The organism is Cupriavidus sp. WKF15 (assembly GCF_029278605.1).
Taxonomy (GTDB): Bacteria; Pseudomonadota; Gammaproteobacteria; order Burkholderiales; family Burkholderiaceae; genus Cupriavidus.
In genome coordinates, this window is record NZ_CP119572.1 from 3,204,621 (window position 1) to 3,227,388 (window position 22,768).

Below are 22,768 nucleotides of genomic sequence, written 5' to 3' on the forward strand. Positions count from 1 at the left end.
AATGAAGATCTTAGGGAGGAAAGCAGAGAAACCACCTGAGAACTACCGGGGGAGGGACTGCCGACAGTGCGGGAAAGACCGGCCCGCAACCGTGGGGAAGGATACAACATTTGGCCGGCATGACTGCCGGAACGGCCCTGGTTCCAAGCCCGTTCCCGATGGTCAGATACTCAGATACTCAGATACTCAGATACTCAGATCCGGTACGCGGCAGTCGTCATCACGCGCGAGGCGCCGCGCATCAGCGCACGCACCGGGGCAGGCAGCGGCACGCCACCGGCAGCCCGGGCGGCATCGCCGTGACGGATCTCGTCGTCGCGCATCTGTTCGAGGATGACGCGCGAACGCCCGTCCGCGGCGGGCAGCCGATCGAGGTGGCCGCTCAGGTGCTGCTCGACCTGATGCTCGGTCTCGGCGACAAAGCCCAGGCTGACGCGGTCGCCGGCACGACCCGCCAGGAAGCCAATGGCAAAGGCGCCGGCATACCACAGCGGATTCAGGAGGCTGGGCCGCGAATCGAGCTCGCGCAGGCGCTCGGCGCACCAGGCCAGGTGGTCTTCTTCCTCTCGCGCGGCGGCGTCCATCTGGGCGCGGACCTCGCCATTGCGCGCGGTGAGTTTCTGCGCCTGGTAGAGCGCCTGTGCGCAGACCTCGCCGACATGGTTGATGCGCATCAGGCCGGCTACGTGGCGGCGCTCGTCCGCACTGAGCTGCCCATCGTCCGGCGCCAGCCGGTCAGCCGGGTTGGAACGGCCCGAGCGCGTAGCGCCGGCGATGGCACGCAATGCCATGTCGAATTCGCGAATGAAAGTGTCCATGCGGGAAAGCGAAAAGACCAGAAAAAGGAAAAGGCGATCAGGCAAATACCGGAAATCCGGACCTGGCCCCGCAATACCCTGCCAAAGCAGGGACAACATGCCACCGCCGCGGATCGGCGAAAGCATCGGGATTACCCGCATTGTAGCAAGCCTCTAATCCCCGCCATCCCATGCCAGGCCTAGCTATTTACTCACGAGTACACAAAAACCCTGAGTTGTTAAAAGCAGACAAAGGGGTTGGCACCGGATAGTGAATTAAGGGTTGTTTGTTACAGTGCTTCGCAGCTTCTTACGAAGTTTGGCAGTGGGGATTGGAGACCCAGGAGGTTTCCCCGCGGACCACATAACAATCATTAGTGGAGATCGTTGAGCATGAAAAAATCGCTTATCGCGCTCGCTGCATTGGGCGCGTTTGCTGGTGCGGCACAAGCACAATCGAGCGTGACGCTTTACGGCGTGGTGGACGCCAACATCGAATATGTCAACAACGTTGGCGCCGTACCGGTTGCAACCAACGGCTTCAATCGCGGCCCGGCCCATTCCGTTGCCCGCATGGACGCCGGCGGCCTGTCCGGATCACGCTGGGGCCTGCGCGGCACGGAAGATCTTGGCGGCGGCCTGAAGGCCGTATTCGTGCTCGAAAGCGGCTTCAGCAGTGACAGCGGCGGCCTCCAGCAAAGTGGCCGCCTGTTCGGTCGCCAGTCCTTCGTGGGTCTGCAAAGCGATAGCTTTGGGCAATTCACCTTCGGCCGCCAGTACGTGTCGATGTTCGACGCCCTGGCCAACTTCTCGCCGACCGCCTACGCCACCCAGTACGAACCTGTCGTACTGCAGCAAGGCCCGAACTACCGCGAGGACAATACCGTCAAGTACACCGGCAAGTTTGGTCCGATCACCGCGGGCGCCCACTGGTCGTTCGGGACTGGCGTAGCCTTGCCGGCTACGGTTGGCGTGGCAACGCCGATCGGCGGCAACGGCGAAGTCCCGGGCGCGTTCCGGCGCGACACGGGCTACGGTGCGGCCGTGGCCTACGCTGCAGGCCCGTTCGGCGCGACCGTTGGCTACGACCAGTGGAATCCGACCATCGGTACCGGCAACGGCACCGTCAAGAAGGCTTCGGTCGCGGCGAGCTATACGTATGGCCCGGCCAAGATCATGGGCGGCTACCGTTGGGGCCAGCAAAAGAACAACGTAGACGTGCTGATCCAGCGTGACGACTTCTACTGGATCGGTGCCAACTACCAGGTCACCCCGGCCATCGGCCTGACGCTCGAGTACAACTACGACAACATGAAGAGCCTGTTCGGCGACACGCATGTTGCCAACCCGTGGCAAATCGCCTTCATTGCGAGCTACTCGTTCTCCAAGCGTACCGATGTCTACCTGAGCACGGCCTACGCCAAGAACGCCGGCCTCACGATGGAATCGCTGGCAACCACGTTCGCCACCAGCCTTTCCCTTGGCAACAGCTATGCGCTGGCCAATGGCCAGAGCTCGATGTTCGGCGCCGCCATCGGTATCCGCCACAAGTTCTGAGCGCATTCCGCTTGAACAGGAAAGGCACCTTCGGGTGCTTTTTTCATTGGCACGGCGCATGCGCGGTCATAGGGCATCACCTCATCGGCGTCGACGGAGGTGCCAACTACAATGCACTGACCCATCCAACCGGGCCGCCCGGAGCCCTCAGGAGACCCACATGCCAACCAATCGCCGGCACGTCGTCGCACTGCTGTTGTCCGGTGGTCTCGCCGCGCTTTTCAGCCAGGCTGTCCTCGCGGCCGATTCCTATCCGAACAAGCCGATCCGGCTCGTGGTGCCGTTCGCGGCCGGTGGCACGACCGACATCCTGGCGCGGGCCGTGGCGGCCGAGCTGGCGAAGCTGCCGGGCTGGAATATGGTGGTGGACAACAAGCCCGGCGCCGGCGGCAATATCGGCGCCGACATCGTCGCGAAATCGGCACCCGACGGCTACACACTGCTGATGGGCACGGTCGGCACGCACGGCATCAACCAGTCTCTGTACGGCAAGCTGCCGTTCGATCCGATCAAGGATTTCGCGCCGATCACCGAAGTGGCCGCGGTGCCCAACGTGCTGGTCGTCAACCCGGCCTTCGCCCAGCAGAACAAGATCAGCAATGTGCGCGACCTGATTGCCTACGCGCGCGCCAATCCCGGCAAGCTCAACATGGCATCGAGCGGCAACGGCACGTCGATTCACCTGGCGGGCGAGCTGTTCAAGACGCAGACGCGCACCTACATGGTCCACTTCCCGTACAAGGGCAGCGGGCCGGCGCTGACGGACCTGGCCGGCGGCACCATGCAGGTCATGTTCGACAACCTGCCGTCCTCCATGGCGCTGATCAAGGCCGGCAAGCTCAAGGCGCTGGCCGTGACCAGCGCGAAGCCGTCGCCGGCACTGCCCGACGTGCCGACCATCGCAGCCGCCGCGAACCTGCCGACCTACGAAGCGAGCTCATGGTTTGGCCTGCTGGCGCCTGCCGGCACGCCGCCGGAGATCGTCAGCCGCCTGCAGCATGAGGTGGCCAAGGCACTGGGCGCGCCGGCCGTGCGCGAGCGCCTGCTGGCACAAGGGGCGGAACCGGTCGGCAACACGCCCGAGCAGTTCGCCGCGCTGATCAAGGCCGAAACGGCCAAGTGGGCCCAGGTGGTCAAGGCCTCCGGTGCAAAGGTGGACTGAGACGGCGGTCCCAACGGTCCAACCGGCATATACTTGAGGCATCAAATGTCTGGACAGTCCGGCAGAACCAGCTGTCCGACTGCACAACCTGCCATAGAGATGCCCAATCCCTCCGCCGCCGGCAGTGCCGATGCCGCCCCGGTCGACCTGGAAACCCGTGCCGGCGACACCGTCCACGAGGCGCTGCGCCTTTGGCTGCGCCTGCTGACCTGCACCAACCTGGTGGAAGCCGACATCCGCAGCCGGCTGCGCCAGGACTTCGCCTGTACCCTGCCCCGCTTCGACCTGATGGCCCAGCTCGACCGCCATCCGGAAGGCCTCAAGATGGGCGAGCTGTCACGCCGCATGATGGTGACCGGCGGCAACGTCACCGGCATCACCGACCAGCTGCAGGAGGAAGGACTGGTCTCGCGCGAGGCCCTGCCTACCGACCGGCGCGCCTACCTGATCCGGCTCACGCCGGCCGGCCGCGAGGCCTTTTCCCGCATGGCGCGCGCGCACGAAGACTGGATCGAGCAACTGTTCGCGGGCCTGGCCGATAGCGACCGCCGCGCCCTGTTCCGGCTGCTTGGCCGGCTCAAGGCCGGGCTGACTTCGCCATGAAGACCACACGCACACTGATTCTGGCCGCCCTGCTGGCGGCGCTGGCCGGCTGCAATACGGCGCCGCCAGCGCCGCAGGTCACGCCGCTCAATGCCACCATCAAGCTCGGCCGCGTCACCGAGAAGACCTTCCTGACCCGTATCGATGTAGCCGACGGCAGCGCCGGCTACGGCAGCTATGGCGGCGTTGGCGTCGGCGCCGTGGGAGGCGGCGGTGGGGGCGGAGGTGGCGTGGGCGTCGGCTTCTCGTTTGACCTCTCGCGCCTGTTCAACCGGCCGCCGCCGCAGCAGATCGACCTGTTCCAGTACAAGGTACGCACCATCGACGGCACCATTGCGTCGGTCAATGCCCCGGCCGCGCCCGGGCTGGAGCCGGGGGCCTGCGTGCGGGTGATCTACCCTGATGGTGGCGGCGATGCCCGCCTGGCGCCATCGAACGAGTGCTGAACGGCGCGTGCAAAGCAGAACGGCCTCCCCGAATGACGTGAGGGAGGCCGTTCCGTCTGTGCCGCAGGTCCGGGTAAGGGATCAGGCCGCCTGGCGGGAATCGCGCAGTTCGCGCCGCAGGATCTTGCCCACGTTGGTCTTGGGCAGCTCGGTGCGGAACTCGACGTACTTGGGCCGCTTGTAGCCGGTCAGCCGCTCCTTGCAGAACTCGATCACGTCGGTCTCGGTGAGCGCCGGGTCCTTCTTCACCACGTAGAGCTTCACCACTTCGCCGGAATGCGTGTCGGGAACGCCCACGGCGGCGACTTCCAGCACGCCGGGGCATTCAGCCGCCACGCCTTCGATCTCGTTCGGATAGACGTTGAAGCCCGACACCAGGATCATGTCCTTCTTGCGATCGACGATCTTGGTGTAGCCGCGCTCGTCCATCACGCCGATATCGCCGGTCTTGAAGAAGCCGTCGGCCGTCATGACCTTGGCGGTCTCGTCCGGCCGGTTCCAGTAGCCGGCCATCACCTGCGGGCCGCGGATGCAGATTTCGCCGGGCTGGCCGAGCGGCACGTCGCGGCCGTCGTCGTCGCGGATGGCGATATCGGTCGATGGCAGCGGCAGGCCGATGGTGCCGGAGAATGCCGTGCTGTCGGTCGGGTTGCAGGTGGCCGACGGCGAGGTCTCGGACAGTCCGTAGCCTTCGATGATCGGGCACCCGGTCTTGGCCAGCCACTGCTTGGCTACGGCTTCCTGCACCGCCATGCCACCGCCATTGGCCACGCGCAGGCCCGAGAAATCGACCTTGCCGATTTCGGGGTTGTTGATCAGCGCGTTGTACAGCGTGTTGACCGCCGGGAACATATGGAACTTGTACTTCTGCAGTTCCTTGATGAACCCCGGGATGTCGCGCGGGTTCGGGATCAGCACGCTCATGCCGCCCTTGCGCATGCCCAGCAGGCAGCAGACCGTCAGCGCGAAGATGTGGTACAGCGGCAGCGCGGTGATCGTGACCACCTGCTCGATCGGCGCACCCTTGTTCAACGCGGGCTGCATCCAGGCTTCGGACTGCAGCACGTTGGCCACGACGTTGCGATGCAGCAGCTCCGCGCCCTTGGAGACGCCGGTGGTGCCGCCCGTGTATTGCAGGAACGCGACGTCGTCCGGGCCGGTCGTGGCCGGCTGCAGCGTAAGCCTGCGTCCTTCGGCCAGCACGGCGTTGAAGCGCACGCAATTGGGCAGCTCCCACTCCGGCACCATCTTCTTGACGTTGCGCACCACGAAATTGACGATGGCGCCCTTGAGGCCGCCCAGCAGGTCGCCCATGCTCGCGACCACCACGTGCTTGACCGGCGTGCGCGCAAGCACATGCTGCAGCGTGGTGGCAAAGTTCTCGAGGATGACAATGGCCTCGGCACCGCTGTCCTTGAGCTGGTGCTCGAGTTCGCGCGGGGTATAGAGCGGGTTGACGTTGACCACGACAAAGCCCGCGCGCAGCACCGCGGCCAGCACCACCGGATACTGCAGCACGTTCGGCATCATGATCGCCACGCGCGCGCCGGGACGCAGGCCGCGCGACTGCAGCCACGCGGCGAAGCGCGCGGACATCCGGTCCAGCTCGCCATAGGTGATGGCCTTGTCCATGCAGACAAAGGCGCGGCGGTCAGCGTAGGTGCGGAAGGAATGCTCGAGCAGTTGCGCAAGCGAGCGAAACTGGCTGGCATCGATCTCGGCAGGTACGCCAGCCGGGTAGTGTTTCAGCCAAATCCTGTCCATGACACCGTCTCCTGATTTCTGAATGGTCGTTCGATTTTTTGGGAATGCTAAACGGCAACCCGCGTGAAAACAACACGTTAGACGAAGTCCTCAGGGGGAAGACCGGTCTCCAGGAGGATTATGCGCCACGGCTGCTGTCGCGGCCACGGGATAACCCCAAGACCGCCGTGCTCAGTCCGGCAGCACCAGCTTCATCATGTTGGCGGCGAGTTCCTGCGCGAGCGCTTCGGGCTCCATGCGGCCCGGCTGGTGCCAGGTGTACATGAAACCGACCACGCTGCCGATCGCATGGGCCGTGACGCGCGCATCGCCGAACGCGAACACACCCTCGCGCTTGCCTTCTTCGAGCAGAGCGTAGAGGTCCCGGTAGAAGTCGCGCGCCATGCTGTCGAGCCAGGCTACGGTCTCCGGCTTGAGGTACTGGTTGTCGCGAAAGCTGAGTGTGGCGGCGACATGGCACGAAACGCAGCGACGCGCCATTTCAAGCAGGCAGGCATGCAGCCGTTCCCGCACCGGCAGCGACGGATCTGCCGTCTCGCGGATCACGGGCAGGCAGGTCTGCGCCGACTCGCGGCACAGGATGTCGAAGATCTCGTACTTGTCGGTGAAGTAGTAGTAGACCGCAGGCTTGGTCACGCCCAGCGCGCGGCACAGGTCGTTCATGGTCATGCCGGGATAGCCCTTCGTGTAGAAGAGCTGCGCCGCCGCGTCGAGGATCTGGCGGCGGCGGGCTTCCTGGCGCTCGGCGATATGCGGACGGGCCGGCGTTTCCTCGGCCACCGCTTCGGGTTTCGGTGCAATCGACATAGCTCAATTCTCGCATGGCGCCACGGCCGCGCGATCCCGTCCAACCGTGGGATGGCGTGCGCGGCCGGCAAGGGCGTAACGGCCCGTCACGGGATTCGTCCGATTGACGCCGGAGCGCATCCGGCCTAGCATCATACCCATCGGTACATAAATATACCAAGAGGTACATTCTAGCGGCGCGCCTGTCGCGCCGCTGCCGACACATCCTGCGAGGAGACACCCGCTGATGGACCCGACTGCAAAGCCGACCCCGGCCGCCGCCGCAACCGGCGCGCCACGGCACGAAGCCGAGTATCTCGATGACCTGCGCCGACGCTGGCAAGCCGCGTGGCCGGCCGGCGCGCCGCGCGAGCCGCAGTATCCGCTGGGGCGGGTGCCGCTGTCGGAGATGCTGCGCCACTGGGCCCGCGAGCGCCCGCGGCAACCCGCCGTCCATTTCTACGGCCACGTCACCACCTATGCCGAGCTGGACGCGCAGAGCGACCGCTGCGCCGCGCTGCTCGCCGCGCAAGGCATCGGCGCGGGCGACCGCGTCGCGGTGCTTCTGCCCAACTGCCCGCAGTTCCATGTAGTGTTCTTCGGCATCCTGAAGCTGGGCGCGATCTACGTGCCCGTAAGCCCGCTGTCCCAGCGCGCCGAGTTGCTGCACGCGCTGCGCGACAGCACGCCGTGCGCATTGGTGTCGCTGGACCAGCTGCTGCCGTTGGTGGCCGACGCACGCGCCGAACTCGGCGCGGCCGATCCCCTGCGCACACTCTTCGTGGCCAGCTACGCCGATGTGGTGCCGGACAAGCCCACGCTGCCCCTGCCGCCCATGGCGCAGGCTCCGCGGCTCGACCCTGAGCCCGCGGACCGCGCGATCGACCTGCTCGCGGCGATGTCCGCCTGCACCGCTCCAGCGCCGCGGGCGATCCCCGACATCAACGCTCCAGCCGCGCTCAACTACACGGGCGGCACCACGGGCCTGCCCAAGGGCTGCATCCACACGCAGGGCGACATGATCGACATGGCCGCCGCGTTCGGCGCCGTGGCGCTGCTCATGGCCGACGACGCCGTCATGCTCGGCTTCTTCCCCGAGTTCTGGATCGCCGGCGAGAACCTGTGCCTGATCTTCCCCGTCTTCTTCGGCGTGCCGCTGGTCCTGCTGGCGCGCTGGGACGCCCAGACCTTCATGGCCGCCGTGCAGCACTACCGCGTCACCAATGCCTCGATGCTCGTCGACAGCGCGGTCGAAGTGATGGACCACCCGCGCGTCGGCGACTATGACCTGCGCTCGCTGCGCCATGTCGGCGTGTCGTCCTTCGTCAAGAAGCTGAACCTCGACTATCGCGGCCGCTGGCAGGCGCTGACGGGTTCCACCATCGCGGAAACCGCGTGGGGCATGACCGAGACGCAGACCTGCAACACCTTCACGTACGGCATGCAGGACCACGACATGGACCTGCGCGCGCAGCCCGTGTTCGTCGGCCTGCCGGTGCCCGGCACCGAGTTCAAGGTGTGCGATTTCGCCACCGGCGAACTGCTGCCGCTGGGCACCGAGGGCGAACTGTGCGTGCGTACGCCCACGCTGCTCAAGGGCTACTGGAACAAGCCCGACGCCACGCGCGAATCGCTGCGCGACGGCTGGTTCCATACCGGCGACATCGGCGTGATCGACACCGACGGCTACCTGCACTACCTGGGCCGGCGCAAGGAGATGCTCAAGGTCAACGGCATGAGCGTGTTCCCGGCCGAGATCGAAACCATGCTCGGCCAGCATCCGGCCATCCTGGGCTCGGCCGTGGTCGGCCGCCCCGACGAGGATCGCGGCCAGGTGCCGGTGGCCTTCGTGATGCTCAAGCCCGAGGCCGCCGGCACGGTCGACGAAGCTGCGCTGACCGCGTGGTGCCGCGGCAGCATGGCGGTCTACAAGGTACCCCAGCTTCGCATTGTCGATACGCTGCCGCTGACCGCGACCGGCAAGGTGCGCAAGCAAGACCTGATACCGCTGGCCGAAGCGCTGCGCTGACACCGCATTGCTCTTCCCGCTGCGGCACCGCGATGCCGCAGCGGGCGTCTGCCCGCCCCCCTTTTCTACCGACATGAATCCGCCCAAGCTCCTGATCGCCAACCGCGGCGAAATCGCCATCCGCATCGCCCGCGCGGCCGCGGCCCTGGGCATGCCGAGCGTGGCCATCCATGGCGACGACGACCGCGACGCGCTGCACGTGCGCAAGGCCGATGAAGCCGTGGCACTGCCCGGCAGCGGCCCGCGCGCTTACCTCGATATCGGGCAGGTCGTCGCCGCCGCGCGCCGTGCGGGTTGCCAGCTCGTCCATCCCGGCTATGGCTTCTTGTCCGAGAACGCCGACTTCGCGCAGGCGTGCCTTGACGCCGGCCTGACCTTCGTCGGTCCCGCCCCGGATGTGCTGCGCCTGTTCGGCGACAAGGCGCGTGCCCGTGCGCTGGCCCGCGAGCATGGCGTGCCCGTGGTGCCGGGCACGACCGGCCCGACCACGCTGGCCGCGGCCCATGCGTTCTTTGCCGGCCTGCCGCGCGGCACCGGCATGATGATCAAGGCGCTGGCCGGCGGCGGCGGGCGCGGCATGCGCGCCGTCCACGACGCGGCGCAGATCGACGAAGCGTGGTCGCGCTGCGCGTCGGAGGCGACGGCGGCATTCGGCAACGGCGCGGTTTATGTCGAGCAGATCGTGACCGCGCCGCGCCATATCGAAACCCAGGTGGTCGCGGACGCCGGCGGGCAAGTGGTCACGCTCGGCGAGCGCGAATGCAGCCTGCAGCGCCGGCACCAGAAGCTCGTGGAAGTGGCGCCCAGCCCCGCGCTCGACGATGCAACCCGTGCACGCCTGGCAGAGGCCGCCAGCACGCTTGCGCGCGCGGCCGCCTACCGCGGCATCGGCACGTTCGAATTCCTGGTGCAGGAGCGCGACGGCCAGGCGCCGGCGTTCTGGTTCATGGAGGCCAATCCGCGCCTGCAGGTCGAACACACCGTGACGGAGATGGTCACCGGCGTGGACCTGGTGCAAGCCCAGCTTGCCATCGCCAGAGGCGCGGACCTTGCGCAACTGGGTCTGGAACGCGTACCGGCACCACGCGGCGTGGCCGTGCAGCTTCGCATCAATGCCGAGCATCTCGACGGGCAAGGACAATTGCGTCCCGCTGCCGGCACGCTCACCGCGTTCGAGGCCCCGAGCGGGCCGGGCGTGCGAGTCGACAGCGCGGGTTTCGCGGGCATGGCGGCCAATCCGCGTTTCGATTCGCTGCTGGCCAAGCTGATCGTGCACGAGTCCGGCGGCAATTACCCCCGCGCGCTCGCGCTTGCGTACCGTGCCTTGTGCGAGTTCCGGATCGAGGGCATCGACACCAACCGCCGCCTGCTGCAGGACCTGCTGCAGCAAGACGCCGTGCAGCGCAATGCCGTGCATACGCAGTACCTCGACCAGGCCCTGCCCGCGCTCGCCGCAGTCGGCGGTGACCACCCCGCGCTGCATGCAACCGGCGCCGCAGCCGTGGAACAGGACACCGAGGCCGAGGACGACCTGCCCGCCGATGCCGTAGCCGTGCTGGCGCCAATGGACGGCGCACTGGCCGCTCTCCATGTGCGGCCCGGCGACTCCGTACGCCGCGGCCAGGCGCTCGCGATCATCGAGGCCATGAAGATGGAGCACCCGATCGAGGCGCCTGCCGCGGGCACGGTGCTGGCCGTGCGTGCGCAGGCCGGCGCGACCGTGCGGGCAGGTGCCGCGCTCGTGCTGATTGAAACCAGCGGCGACGCCGGCCACACCGAGCAGGTCCGCACCGCCAGCGACCCCGATCATATCCGCGCCGATCTGCGCGATGCGCTCCAGCGCCACGCGCTCGGCCAGGACGCCGCCCGCGAGACAGCCGTGGCAAAACGCCATGCACAGGGCGGCCGCACCGCGCGCGAGAACATTGCGCGATTGTGCGACGCGGACTCCTTCATCGAATACGGCGCACTGGCGATCGCCGCGCAGCGTCAGCGCCGCACCGAAGACGATCTGATCCGCTCGACGCCGGCCGACGGCATCGTAACGGGCATCGGCACCGTGAACGCGGCGCAGATCCCCGGCGCCGATGCGCGCTGCATGGTGCTCGCCTACGACTACACCGTGCTGGCCGGCACCCAGGGCTACTACGGCCACAAGAAGCTGGACCGCATGCTGGCGCTGGCGCAGCAGTGGAAGCTGCCCGTGGTGCTGTTCGCCGAGGGCGGCGGCGGCCGCCCCGGCGACACCGACATGCCGGTGGTGGCCGGACTCGACTGCACCTCGTTCATCCAGTTCGCGCGGCTGTCCGGGCAGGTGCCGCTGGTGGGCATCGTGCATGGGCGCTGCTTCGCCGGCAATGCGGCGCTGCTGGGCTGCGCCGATGTGATCATCGCCACGCGCAGCGCCACCATCGGCATGGGCGGTCCGGCCATGATCGAGGGTGGCGGCCTGGGCGTGTATGCCCCCGAGGAAGTCGGGCCCGTCGGCGTGCAGGCGCCCAATGGCGTGATCGATGTGCTGGTGGACGACGAAGCCGCCGCCGTCGATGCCGCGCGCCGATACCTCTCCTATTTCCAGGGTGATGCCCCCGGCTGGCAGGCCGAAGACCCGCGCCACCTGCGCCACGCGATTCCCGAGAACCGCCTGCGCAGCTACGACATGCGCGCGGTGATCCATGCGCTCGCGGACACTGGCTCGGCGCTCGAACTGCGCGCCGCCTTCGGCACCGGCATCCTAACCGCGCTGATCCGCATCGAGGGCCGCGCGTTCGGCTGCATCGCCAACAATCCGCGCCACCTCGGCGGCGCCATCGACAGCGCCGCCGCGGACAAGGCCGCGCGCTTCATGCAGCTGTGCGACGCGCATGGCTTGCCGATCCTGTCGCTATGCGACACGCCGGGCTTCATGGTCGGCCCGCAGGCAGAGAAGAGCGCCACCGTGCGCCACGTCTCGCGCCTGTTCGTGGTGGCCGGCGCGCTGCGCGTGCCGTTCTTCACGGTCGTGCTGCGCAAGGGCTACGGGCTTGGCGCGCAGGCCATGGCCGGCGGCAGCTTCGCGGCGCCGTTCTTCACCGCAGCCTGGCCGAGCGGCGAATTCGGCGCCATGGGCCTGGAAGGCTCGATCCGGCTCGGGTTCCGCAAGGAACTCGAAGCCGTGGCCGATCCCGACGAGCGCGAGGCGCTGTTCGCGCGCATGGTCGATACCGCCTACCAGCGCGGCCGCGCACTGAACATGGCCAGCCACCTGGAAATCGACGCCGTGATCGACCCGGCCGACACGCGCCGCTGGCTGCTGCGCGGGCTGGCCTCGGTGCCGCCGGCCAGCCTTGGCCGGCGCACGGGCGAGGACCGCCGCTTTATCGACACCTGGTAGCGGGTAGCGGCACCTCAAACCCGCCACGCCGCCCGGATGCTTCATCGACAACAGGAGGAGACACCTGATGCAGACCACCACGCCAACGCGCGGAGCACCCCGCGCCCGCAAGCGTCCCCTGGCCCGCCTGCTGGCCACCGCGGCCCTGGCGGCTGCCCTGGCGCCCGCGCTTGCGGCAGCGCAGGGCGCGCCGATCAAGGTTGCGTTCATCGACCAGCTGTCCGGGCCGCTCGCCAATGTGGGCGAGATCTTCCAGGCCAACCTGAAGTTCGCGATCGACGACGCCAATGCGCAGGGTGGCGTGCTCGGCCGCCAGTACGAACTGGTGAGCTACGACAACAAGCTGTCCGCGCAGGACAGCCTGTCGGCACTGCAAAGCGCGATCGACGCCGGGGTCAAGGTGGTATTCACCGGCGGCTCCGGCTCTTCGGTCGTGACCGCACTGGTGGAAGCCGCCACGCGCCACAACGAGCGCAACCCGGATCGCCGCATCCTGATCGTCAACTACGCGTCGATCGACCCGGACCTGACCGGCGCGCGCTGCAGCTTCTGGCATTTCGCGACCGAGGCCAACACCTCCATGAAGATGCGCGCGCTGGCCGACTTCACGCGCGAGCAGCAGGACATCCACAAGATCTACCTGTTGAACCAGGACTATGCGCACGGCCGGGTCTGGGCCGCGCTGGGCCAGCAGATGATCGCCACCGCACGCCCGGACACGCAGTTCGTCGGCGCCACGCTGCACCCGCTCGGCAAGGTCAAGGACTTCGCGCCTTATGTCAGCAAGATCAAGGCAAGCGGCGCCGACACCATCGTCACCGGCAACTGGGGCCAGGACCTGAGCCTGCTGATCAAGGCTGCGGGCGATATCGGCTATGACCCGCGCTACCTGAACCATAGCGGCGGCGGCGCGCCCGGCACCGTGCTGGCGGTATCGCAGGCGAAGACCGGCAAGCTCACCTGGGTCTCGGAATGGCTGCCCAAAACCGAGGATCCGGCGCTGTCCGCGCTCGCGGCGCGCGTGAGGCAGACCTCCGCCGGCGAGTACTTCACGCCGCGCGTGCTGGTGTCGGTGCAGCTCGTGTCCGAGGCCATGCGGCGCGCCGGCAGCGACGATCCGACCAAGGTCGCCCTGGCGCTCGAAGGCATGAAGATGAAGACCGCGCTGGGCGAGGTGACGATGCGCAAGAGCGATCACCAGCTCTTGCTGCCACAGGTGGTGTCGACCGTGGCGCCCGTTGACGGCAAGACCGTCAAGGTCGGCGCCGAAGGCACGCAGTACGGCTTTCGCCTGAACAGCGTGACGCCGGCGCAGGCACTCGACCTGCCATCGGCCTGTCACATGAAGCGGCCTACCGGCGTCTGACCGGGGCGGTGTCCGGTCAGTGGTCGGACCGGACGGTGCCGGGCGCCCGCTGCTCGGCGTTCAGCGTGCCGGTGTTCACGGCGGGCGGCGCCAGCTTGCTCAAGGCGGCATGGCGCGCGTCCGCAGGCAAATCGCCAATGTGGCGCGCCTCGGCATAGAAGCGCGTCCAGTCGCCGCCAACGCTGTCGAGCAGCGCCGTGAATGCCGGCACCCATTGCTGGTACGTGGCTACGGCGGCCAGGTGGGCGTTGGTCAACGGTTGGTCGAACCAGCGGTCGTAGCCGCTGTAGCCGCCCCACTCCACGCGCAGCTTTGCATACTGGCTGCGCAGGCTGTCGAAGATCTCGGCCTTGCCGCGGCGCTTGGTGTCATCGTCCGCGCCCGCGCGGTACAAGGCATCGAGCCGGTCGCGCGTGTCCAGGAGCAGCGCCCGGAACTGCCTTCGCCGGCTGTCGTACTGCCGGTAGCTCGCGCGCGCATCGTCCGACGCATCGTCACGGAGCCAGCGCTCCACGCCGGCGATCTCCACCGCAGTCGCGAACGACTCGTTGAAGGCCGTGTCATTGCGTACATAGACCACCTGGTGCGCGAGCTCGTGGAAGATCATGCGCGCCAGTTCGCCTTCGGGCAGGTAGACGAAGGTGTTCAGCAGCGGGTCATCGAAGTAGCCCAGCGTGGAATAGGCCGGAATGCCCGCCACATAGGTCTCCAGGCCTTCGCGGCGCAGGCCCGCGGCATAGTGCTCGGCATCGCCCTGGGCGTAGTAGCCGCGATAGCTGATGCAGCCCACGATCGGGAAGCACCACTGGTGCAGCGCCATCGACAGTTCGGGCGTGGCAAACACGCTCCAGACCACGTAAGGCCGGTGCAGGTTGGCATAGCGGCGGTAGCTGCCGTTGTCGGGCAGCTTCAGCTCGCGCGAAGCATAGTCGCGGATGTGGCGCGCCAGTGTCAGGCGCTGGGCCAGGCGCGCATCGTTGGACGCCTGTGCGCTGGCAATCGCGTCATCGAGCGACTGTGCCTGCGCCATCACCCCCAGGTGGCCACCGATGGACTGGTAGTAGTAGCCGACCGTATCGCAGCCGGCCATCGCCAGCGCCAGCCCCGCCGCTACCAGGATGCCCGCCGCGCGTCGGCGGCCCTTCTTCCAGTCCATCACCGGCTCATGGCGCGACGGCCACCACTTCCGCCTCGTGCCAAGCCTCCACCTCGACCAGGCAGTCATAGAACACAGGCGCACGGCCCAGGTCGGTAAGCCGCTGGCTGGTCAGTTCATTGGCGTTCTTGCCGTCCGGCGCGAGCTTCTTCCACCAGATCGACAACCCCACCACCAGCCCGCGCCGTGCGCGGTCGGTCACGCGCGCCCGCGCGAGCATGCTGCCGCGGTCGTTGAACGCGCGCACGCGGGCACCGTTGACGATGCCGCGCGCGGCGGCATCGTCTGGATGGATGTCCAGGTGCGGCTCGCCCTCGGTCGCGCGCAGGCTGTCGATATTGACGAAGCTGCTGTTCAGGAAATTGCGCGCGGGCGGCGAGATCATCGCCAGCGGGTACCTGTCGGCCAGCTCGGGCGCCGAAGACGGCGCTTCGTACGGCGCCACGTAGTCGGGCAGCGGATCGAGCCCGGCGCTGCGCATGGCCTCGGAATAGAACTCGCACTTGCCCGAGTCGGTGGGAAAGCCGCCGTGCGCGAACGGCGCGGCCGGCAGCGACAGTTTCTGCCAGCCCCGCGCCTTGAGCGATTCCCACGTAATGCCCTGCGCACGCGCGTCGCCGGGAACGATGGCCTGCGCCGCGATCTGCTCGTCGCTGTCGCTAAAACACGGCTCGCTGAAGCCCATGCGCTGCGCCAGGCGGCGGAAGATCTCGGTGTTGGGCAGGGCCTGGCCCATCGGCTCGATGGCGGCGTTGTTTGCGAGGAAGTACGTGTGCCCGTAGGCCTTGTGCACATCCACGTGCTCGAGCTGCGTGGTCGCGGGCAGCAGGATGTCGGCGTAGTCGGCCGTATCGGTGCGGAACTGCTCGAGCACGACCGTGAACAGGTCCTCGCGCGCAAAGCCTTCGGCCACCTTGCCCGATTCCGGCGCCACCGCCACCGGGTTGCTGTTGTAGACGACCAACGCCTCAAGGCGCGGATTGCCCGGACTGCCCGGATCCAGCAGCGCATCGCCGATCGTGCTCATGTTGACGGTGCGCGGCAACCGGCCGGGGGGCAGCAAGTCGGGCCGCTGCAGGGCCCTGTCGTTGACCGGGAAAAATCCCGACGCCGACAGCTGCAGCCCACCCGCCGGATGCCGCCACGCACCCACCAGCGACGGCAGGCACGCCACCGCGCGCACCGCCTGTCCGCCGCCGTGCACGCGCTGCATGCCATAGTTCAGGCGGATGGCCACCGGCTGGCGCTCACGCACCGCCAGCGTGCCGTAGAGGCCGGCCAGCCATTCGATGTCTTCGACCGCAATGCCGCAGATCTCCGCGGCACGGGCCGGCGAGTACGCCTGTGCGCGCTCGCGCAGCGCGTCGAAGCCCAGCGTGTGCCGGGCGATGTAGTCGTGGTCGAGCAGGTCGTCACGGATCAGCACATGCATGATGGCCAGCGCCAGCGCGCCGTCGGTGCCCGGCATCGGTGCGATGTGGCGGTGGCACTTCTCGGCGGTCAGCGAGCGATACGGATCGATCGCCACCAGCGTCGCGCCGCGGCGCTTGGCTTCCTGCGCGCGCGTCCAGAAATGCAGGTTCGACGCGATCGGGTTGCCGCCCCAGATGATCACGAGCTTCGCGTCGACGACGTTTTCCATGTCCATGCCGACGCTGGCGCCATAGGTGTAGCGCAGCGCCGTGGCGCCGGCGCTCGCGCAGATGGTGCGGTCCAGCAGCGAGGCGCCGAGCTTGTGGAAAAAGCGCGCGGCCATGCTCTCGCCCTGCACCAGTCCCATGGTGCCGGCGTAGCTGTACGGCGCGATCGCCTGCGGGTCGCGCGCGGCAATGGCCTTGAGCCGCGTGGCGACTTCGTCCAGCGCCTCGTCCCAGGAGATCGGCTCGAACTTGCCCTCGCCCTTGCGCCCGACCCGGCGCATCGGCGTCAGCAGCCGGTCGGGATGGTAAGTGCGCTCGGTGTAGCGCGATACCTTCGTGCACAGCACGCCCTGGGTGCCCGGATGGTCCGGATCGCCATTGACCTTGATCGCGCGGCCGTCCTCGACGGTGACAAGCAGGGCACAGGTGTCGGGACAGTCATGCGGACAGGCGGCGCGGACAATACGGGAAGCCATGGAATCTCCGGGCAGGCAGGAAGGCGGCTGGAATATGGGTCGGGGCGATTGACGATTGGCCAGGGGGATGGCCCGAATGCCCGTCACAACCGTGAAAACCACAGCGGACGCGGCAGTTTCTGCTCGGATTGTATTCGATTATGATGCAGCGGCGCGTTCCGGTCCTGGCCGGAAAATGACCCGCCGGCCACCCGTGCCCCGCAGCCATGAACGGCTTGCGGCAGGCATGCTGACAGCTGGCGGGGGCCCCGACGCCGGCGCAGACCGGCCCGGGGGCGCATGGGTATCCAACCTGACATTTTTGCGGGGATTCATGTCCAATCTTAACGGGGTCAAGGCCAGGCGCTTCGCCGGCCTGCTGGTGGCTGGCGCCATCGGCTTTTGCGGCGCAGCGGGCGCCGCCATCGCAGCGGAAACCGGTGTGACGGCCGACACCATCGTGCTCGGCCAGTCGGCTGCCCTCAGCGGGCAGACGGCGGCACTTGGCAAGCAGATGGGTGCCGGCGCGCGCCTGTACTTCGAGTCCGTCAACCGGCAGGGTGGCATTTACGGCCGACGCATCGAACTGCAGACGCTGGAGGACTACAACGAGCCGGAGACCGCGGCGGCCAATACACGCAAGTTCGTCGGCGAAGGCCGCGTATTCGCGCTGTTCGGCTATGTCGGCACGGACAATGCCGAGGCCTCGCTGCCGGTCGCGGCGCAGGCCGGCGTGCCGTTCTTCGCGCCCTACACCGGGGCACAGTCCCTGCGCGATCCGCGCGCCCGCAATATCTTCCATGTGCGTGCCGGCTTCAATGAGGAAACGGCCGCCATCGTGCGCCAGATCCGCACCACCGGGCTCAAGCGCGTGGCCGTGGTCTACAACGACGACGCCTATGGCAAGGCCGGCCTGGAGGGGCTGGCGCGCGCGCTGCAGGCATCGCCGGACCCGAGCGTGCAGATCGTGGCGCGCGAGAACGTGGTGCGCAATACCGTCGAGATCGGCGACGCCATGCAGGGCACCATGAAGGCGAAGCCCGACGCCGTGGTGCTGGTCAGCGCCTACCGCACCGCCGGCGCCTTCGTGAAGGAAGCGCTGCGCCGTGGCTACAGCGGCCAGTTCTACAACGTGTCCTATGTCGGCACGCAGGCGCTGGCGCGCGAACTGGGCCCGCTGGGCAGCGGCGTGATCATCTCGCAGGTCATGCCGCACCCGGGCAACGCCACGCTGCCGGTGGTGCGCGAATACCTGCGGCTGCTGCAGGCCGCCGGCAAGCCGGACGACTTCGATTACGTCGGCATCGAGGGCTTCGTCGCCGCCAAGGCCTTTACGGAAGGCCTGCGCCGCGCGGGCAAGGACCTGACGCGCGAACGGCTGGTGGCGGCGCTGGAAGGCATGCGCAATGTCGATCTGGGCGGCTTCATCGTCAACTTCACCCCCGAAAACCACGTGGGATCGAAGTTTGTCGAGATGACGATCATCAACTCGAAGGGACAGGTGATTCGCTGAACGGACAATGGAGGGATCGCGCGCTCTACCCTCGTGTCGTCTACCCCATATCGTTCAGGTGACACGCCGAAAGCCTGCCCGGCGCGATCTCCTTCAGCAGCGGCTGCTCCGCCTTGCAACGCGGCATCGCATGCGGGCAGCGCGGATGGAAATGGCAACCCGTGGGCGGATTCAGCGGCGACGGAATTTCGCCGCGGATCGCCACATAGGTCTTCTTGCCGACTTCGAGCTTGGGCGCCTCGGCCAGCAGCGCCTGCGTGTACGGATGGTTGGGCGCGGCGAAGACCTCCTCGGTCGGCGCCGACTCCACCACCCGGCCCAGGTACATGATCACCACGCGGTCGCTGATGTGCTTCACCACCCCAAGGTCGTGGCTGATGAAGAGGTAGGTCAGGTTCAGGTCCTGGCGCAGGCGCATGAACAGGTTCAGCACCTGGGCCTGGATCGAGACATCGAGCGCCGCCACCGACTCATCGCACACCAGGAATTCCGGCTTCACCGCCAGCGCGCGCGCAATGCCGATGCGCGCGCGCTGGCCGCCCGAGAACTGGTGCGGAAAGCGGCGCAGCACAGTCGGGTCCATCCCCACCCGCACGAGCATGTCTTCCACATAGGCCTTCTGCTCGCCGCGCGCGACCATGCCGTGCACGACCGGTGCCTCGCCCACGATATCGATCACGCGCAACCGCGGATTGAGCGACGCATACGGATCCTGGAAAATCATCTGGATCGCGAGCTGCTTCTCGCGACGCTTCGCCGGAGGCAAATGATCGAGGTCGGTGCCATGCCACAGGCGCTCGCCTTCGGTCAGGGAGTGCAGGCCCACCGCCATGCGGCCGAGCGTGGACTTGCCGCATCCGGACTCGCCCACGAGCCCCACCACCTCGCCCTGGCGGATGCTCAGGTCAACGCCATCGACCGCGTGCACCACCTCTTCGCGCGCGTGAGCGCCGAACAGGTTGGCGATGCGCGCCGCGGTATCCAGCGATTTGACGAAGCGCTTGGAGACGCCACGCAGCTCCAGCAGCGGCGCGGACGGCGTCACCGTCTGCGAAGGTCCGTCCGTCATGGCAGGGGTATCCAGTTCCGTTTCGCTCATGCCGCCTCCTGCCGGGCCATCACCGGATGGAAGCACCGCAGCCGCCGTCCGTCGGACGCCGTCTCCAGCGGTGGCTCGGTCTTGCACACCTCGGTGGCATAGGGGCAGCGTTCGCGGAAAGCGCAGCCGCCAGGCAGGTTCAGCAGCGACGGCGTCATGCCCGGGATCTGCTTCAGCGGCGCACCGCGCGGGTTGCGCGAGGGTGCCGAGCCGATCAGCCCGTGCGTATAGGGATGCCCGGGGCGCTCAAGCACCTGGCGCACGTCACCGGACTCGACGATCCTGCCCGCGTACATCACGCAAACCGAATCGGCGAGGCCCGCCACCACCGACAGATCGTGCGTGATCCAGATCAGCGCCGTGCCCGACTCACGGCACAGCGTCTGCATCTCATAAAGGATCTGGCCCTGGATGGTCACGTCCAGCGCCGTGGTGGGCTCGTCGGCAATGATCAGGTCGGGCTTGTTCAGCAGCGCGATCGCGATCGCCACGCGCTGGCGCATGCCGCCCGAGAACTGGTGCGGATAGGCCAGCAGGCGCTCATCCGGCGACGGAATGCCCACGCGCGCAAGCGCGTTGCGTGCCCGCTCGCGCGCTGCGGCCTTGGTGACCTTGTCGTGCGCCGTCACCGCCTCGATCATCTGCGTGTCGATGCGCAGGACCGGGTTCAGCGTCATCATCGGGTCTTGGAAGATCATGGCGATGCGGTTGCCGCGCACGTCGCGCTGCTGGGCCGGCGTGAGCGCGCGCAGGTCGCGCGTGACGCCGTCGCGGCTGGTCAGCGCGATGCGGCCGTCGACGACTTTGCCGGGCGGGTCGATCAGGCCCATGATCGAATAGCCCGTCATCGACTTGCCCGAGCCGGATTCTCCGACCAGGCCCATGATCTCGCCGCGGCCGACCGTGAAGGATACGTCGTCCACCGCCTTGGCAATGCCGCCGCGCGTGAAGAACTGCGTCTTGAGGTGTTCGACCACCAAAGTTGGTTGTGCCATGTTGCCCCTTCCCTATTGCGTCTGCAGGCGCGGGTTCAGCACGTCGCGCAACTGGTCCGCCACGAGATTCATGGCGACGATGGTGACCACGAGCGCAATGCCCGGGAAGAAGCTGATCCAGTACTTGCCCGACAGCATGTACTGCTGGCCGTTCGAGATCAGGGAGCCCAGCGACGGTTCAGTGATCGGCACGCCCAGCCCCAGGAACGACAGCGTTGCCTCGAGCGTGATGGCCGATGCCACCTGCAGCGCCGCGATCACGATCAGCGGCGGCAGGCAGTTGGGCAGCAGGTGGCGGAACATGATGCGCCCCGGCGGCAGGCCCAGGCAGGTGGCGGCATCGATGTATTCCTTGCGGCGCTCGACGAGCGCCGCGCTGCGCGTGGTCCGCGCATAGTAGGCCCACTGCACCGCCACCAGCGCGATCACGATATTGCCGATGCCCGGGCGCAGGAACGCCAGCAGGATCAGCGCCAGCAGGATCGGCGGGAACGACAGCTGCAGGTCGGCCACGCGCATGATGAAGGCCTCGGCGCGCCCGCCCAGGAAGCCCGCGAGCAGGCCTAGCGTCGCGCCGAGTAGCAGCGCGATGACCGTGCTGACCACGCCCACGCCAATACTGATGCGCAGCCCGTACATGACCGCGGACAGGATGTCGCGGCCCTGCTCGTCGGAGCCCAGCAGGAACGTCATGCCGTTGCCGGCCTGCTCGCCAGGGGCAAGGCGTGCATCGAGCACGTCGAGCGCGGCCAGGTCATACGGATTCTGCGGCGCCAGCCACGGCGCGAAGATGGCAACCAGGATGATGGCGACCAGCGTGATCAGCCCCGCTATGGCGATCTTGCTGGACAGGAATTCGGCGGCGAAGCGGCGCAACGGCGTCTGCTCGCGCGCGGTCTTCGGCTTGTCTGCGGTGGCGGCAGTCATGGCTCAGCCCTTGTTGTCGGCAATGCGCACGCGCGGATCGAGCACGCTGTAGACGATGTCCACCGCCAGATTGATCAGGATGAACAGGGTCACGATCACCATCAGGTAGGCGACGATCACGGGCCGGTCGAGCAACTGGATCGAATCGATGATCAGCTTGCCCATGCCGGGCCAGGCGAAGATCGATTCGGTCACGATCGCGAACGCGATGATCGAGCCGAACTGCAGTGCGATCACCGTGACGATCGGGATCAGGATGTTCTTGAGCACGTGCACGCCGACGATGCGGGCATTGGACAAGCCTTTCGCGCGCGCGAATTTCACGTAGTCCTGCAGCATGGCCTCCTGCGTGCCGGCGCGCGTCAGGCGGATCACCATGGCGACATTGAGCAGCGAGAGCGTCACGGCTGGCAGGATCAGGTGGCGGATGCCATCGACAGTCAGAAAGCTCAGCGGCACACCCAGCACGCGCACGGTCTCGCCGCGTCCGTTCGACGGCAACCAGCCGAGCTGCACGGCGAACACCATGATCAGCATCAGCCCGACCCAGAAGGTGGGCAGCGAGAAGCCGAGGATCGACACCGTCATGATCGACTTGCCGGCGACGCCGTTGGGACGCAAGCCGGCCCACAGGCCCAGCGGTATGCCCAGCACGATGGCCAGCAGGATCGCGAACACCGCCAGCTCCAGCGTGGCGGGCATGCGCTCGAAGATCAGCTTGAGCGCAGGCGTGCCGTGGGCGAACGAAGTGCCCAGGTTGCCGTGCAACGCATTCTGCAGGAAGACGAGGTATTGCTCCCAGAGCGGCTTGTCGAGCCCGAGCGCGGCGATGGTGCGCCGGATGTCCTCCTGGTCCGCCTGCGGATTGATCAGGATGTCGACGGGATTGCCGATGGCAAAGACGCCGAGAAAAACGAGCAGCGACATGATGAAGAGCACGACCACGCTCTGCATCAGTCGCCGGATGATAAAGACCAGCATGTCAGACCACTATCCTTTCGCACACCGCTGCGGGCCGCGCCGGGCCAGCCCCGCGTCCGTCCCTGGCGCTGCCCGCATGGTGTACGTTGCCGCGATGACTACCCGCGGGCGACCGGCTG

General features: G+C 67.4%; 17 protein-coding genes. 8 read left to right on the forward strand and 9 right to left on the reverse strand.

What is annotated here, in order from left to right:
• Window positions 1-194: 194 nt before the first annotated feature.
• Window positions 195-818, reverse strand: a complete 624-nt coding sequence (gene coq7 / locus CupriaWKF_RS14870) for a 2-polyprenyl-3-methyl-6-methoxy-1,4-benzoquinone monooxygenase (RefSeq protein ID WP_276098609.1) — start codon at window positions 816-818, stop codon at window positions 195-197.
• A 372-nt stretch (window positions 819-1,190) separates the two neighbouring features.
• Here coq7 and CupriaWKF_RS14875 point away from each other — a divergent pair, with 372 nt between their 5' ends.
• The 4 genes from CupriaWKF_RS14875 (at window position 1,191) to CupriaWKF_RS14890 (ending at window position 4,565) form a co-directional block, all read left to right on the forward strand.
• On the forward strand, window positions 1,191-2,354 hold the full coding sequence (locus CupriaWKF_RS14875) for a porin (RefSeq protein ID WP_276098610.1): 1,164 nt from the start codon (window positions 1,191-1,193) through the stop codon (window positions 2,352-2,354).
• A 160-nt stretch (window positions 2,355-2,514) separates the two neighbouring features.
• Window positions 2,515-3,516: a tripartite tricarboxylate transporter substrate binding protein gene (locus tag CupriaWKF_RS14880; protein WP_276098611.1), complete on the forward strand. Its 1,002-nt coding sequence runs from the start codon at window positions 2,515-2,517 to the stop codon at window positions 3,514-3,516.
• 99 nt (window positions 3,517-3,615) lie between these two features.
• Window positions 3,616-4,119 carry a MarR family transcriptional regulator gene (locus CupriaWKF_RS14885; protein WP_276098612.1) on the forward strand — a complete coding sequence of 168 codons (504 nt, stop codon included), beginning with the start codon at window positions 3,616-3,618 and terminating at the stop codon, window positions 4,117-4,119.
• Window positions 4,116-4,565 (forward strand): hypothetical protein, encoded by a 450-nt coding sequence (locus CupriaWKF_RS14890; RefSeq protein ID WP_276098613.1) that lies wholly within the window; start codon window positions 4,116-4,118, stop codon window positions 4,563-4,565. Before CupriaWKF_RS14885 ends, CupriaWKF_RS14890 begins: the two co-directional genes overlap by 4 nt.
• 81 nt (window positions 4,566-4,646) lie before the next feature.
• Here CupriaWKF_RS14890 and CupriaWKF_RS14895 read toward each other — a convergent pair whose 3' ends face one another.
• Window positions 4,647-6,329, reverse strand: a complete 1,683-nt coding sequence (locus CupriaWKF_RS14895; RefSeq protein WP_276098614.1) for a long-chain fatty acid--CoA ligase — start codon at window positions 6,327-6,329, stop codon at window positions 4,647-4,649.
• Between the two features lie 171 nt (window positions 6,330-6,500).
• Window positions 6,501-7,136 carry a TetR/AcrR family transcriptional regulator gene (locus CupriaWKF_RS14900; RefSeq protein WP_276098615.1) on the reverse strand — a complete coding sequence of 212 codons (636 nt, stop codon included), beginning with the start codon at window positions 7,134-7,136 and terminating at the stop codon, window positions 6,501-6,503.
• Window positions 7,137-7,362: 226 nt separating this feature from the next.
• Between CupriaWKF_RS14900 and CupriaWKF_RS14905 the strand changes: the two genes are divergently transcribed.
• The 3 genes from CupriaWKF_RS14905 to CupriaWKF_RS14915 all read left to right on the forward strand — a co-directional run bounded on the left by CupriaWKF_RS14905 (window position 7,363) and on the right by CupriaWKF_RS14915 (window position 13,883).
• On the forward strand, window positions 7,363-9,144 hold the full coding sequence (locus tag CupriaWKF_RS14905) for an AMP-binding protein (RefSeq protein WP_276098616.1): 1,782 nt from the start codon (window positions 7,363-7,365) through the stop codon (window positions 9,142-9,144).
• Window positions 9,145-9,217: 73 nt separating this feature from the next.
• The gene (locus CupriaWKF_RS14910) at window positions 9,218-12,517 is read left to right on the forward strand and encodes a carboxyl transferase domain-containing protein (protein ID WP_276098617.1); all 3,300 of its coding nucleotides are present in this window, start codon (window positions 9,218-9,220) and stop codon (window positions 12,515-12,517) included.
• Window positions 12,518-12,584: 67 nt separating this feature from the next.
• Complete coding sequence (locus CupriaWKF_RS14915) at window positions 12,585-13,883, forward strand: branched-chain amino acid ABC transporter substrate-binding protein (RefSeq protein ID WP_276098618.1); 1,299 nt, start codon at window positions 12,585-12,587, stop codon at window positions 13,881-13,883.
• A gap of 16 nt (window positions 13,884-13,899) precedes the next feature.
• On the opposite strand, the gene CupriaWKF_RS14920 is transcribed toward CupriaWKF_RS14915, so the two are convergent.
• Entirely contained in the window at window positions 13,900-15,039 is a 1,140-nt protein-coding gene (locus CupriaWKF_RS14920; protein WP_276098619.1) for an aminopeptidase, read from the reverse strand.
• Window positions 15,040-15,046: 7 nt separating this feature from the next.
• Window positions 15,047-17,155 (reverse strand): molybdopterin oxidoreductase family protein, encoded by a 2,109-nt coding sequence (locus CupriaWKF_RS14925; RefSeq protein ID WP_276098620.1) that lies wholly within the window; start codon window positions 17,153-17,155, stop codon window positions 15,047-15,049.
• Between the two features lie 313 nt (window positions 17,156-17,468).
• Between CupriaWKF_RS14925 and CupriaWKF_RS14930 the strand changes: the two genes are divergently transcribed.
• Window positions 17,469-18,647, forward strand: coding sequence for an ABC transporter substrate-binding protein (locus tag CupriaWKF_RS14930; RefSeq protein ID WP_276098621.1), 1,179 nt, complete (start codon window positions 17,469-17,471; stop codon window positions 18,645-18,647).
• Window positions 18,648-18,687: 40 nt separating this feature from the next.
• Here CupriaWKF_RS14930 and CupriaWKF_RS14935 read toward each other — a convergent pair whose 3' ends face one another.
• Genes CupriaWKF_RS14935 through CupriaWKF_RS14950 form a run of 4 tightly spaced genes read right to left on the reverse strand, consistent with a single transcriptional unit; the run spans window position 18,688 to window position 22,649 of the window.
• The gene (locus tag CupriaWKF_RS14935; RefSeq protein WP_276098622.1) at window positions 18,688-19,746 is read right to left on the reverse strand and encodes an ABC transporter ATP-binding protein; all 1,059 of its coding nucleotides are present in this window, start codon (window positions 19,744-19,746) and stop codon (window positions 18,688-18,690) included.
• Entirely contained in the window at window positions 19,743-20,741 is a 999-nt protein-coding gene (locus CupriaWKF_RS14940; RefSeq protein ID WP_276098623.1) for an ABC transporter ATP-binding protein, read from the reverse strand. Before CupriaWKF_RS14940 ends, CupriaWKF_RS14935 begins: the two co-directional genes overlap by 4 nt.
• A gap of 12 nt (window positions 20,742-20,753) precedes the next feature.
• On the reverse strand, window positions 20,754-21,668 hold the full coding sequence (locus CupriaWKF_RS14945; protein ID WP_276098624.1) for an ABC transporter permease: 915 nt from the start codon (window positions 21,666-21,668) through the stop codon (window positions 20,754-20,756).
• A gap of 3 nt (window positions 21,669-21,671) precedes the next feature.
• Window positions 21,672-22,649 carry an ABC transporter permease gene (locus CupriaWKF_RS14950; RefSeq protein ID WP_276098625.1) on the reverse strand — a complete coding sequence of 326 codons (978 nt, stop codon included), beginning with the start codon at window positions 22,647-22,649 and terminating at the stop codon, window positions 21,672-21,674.
• Window positions 22,650-22,768 lie beyond the last annotated feature (119 nt).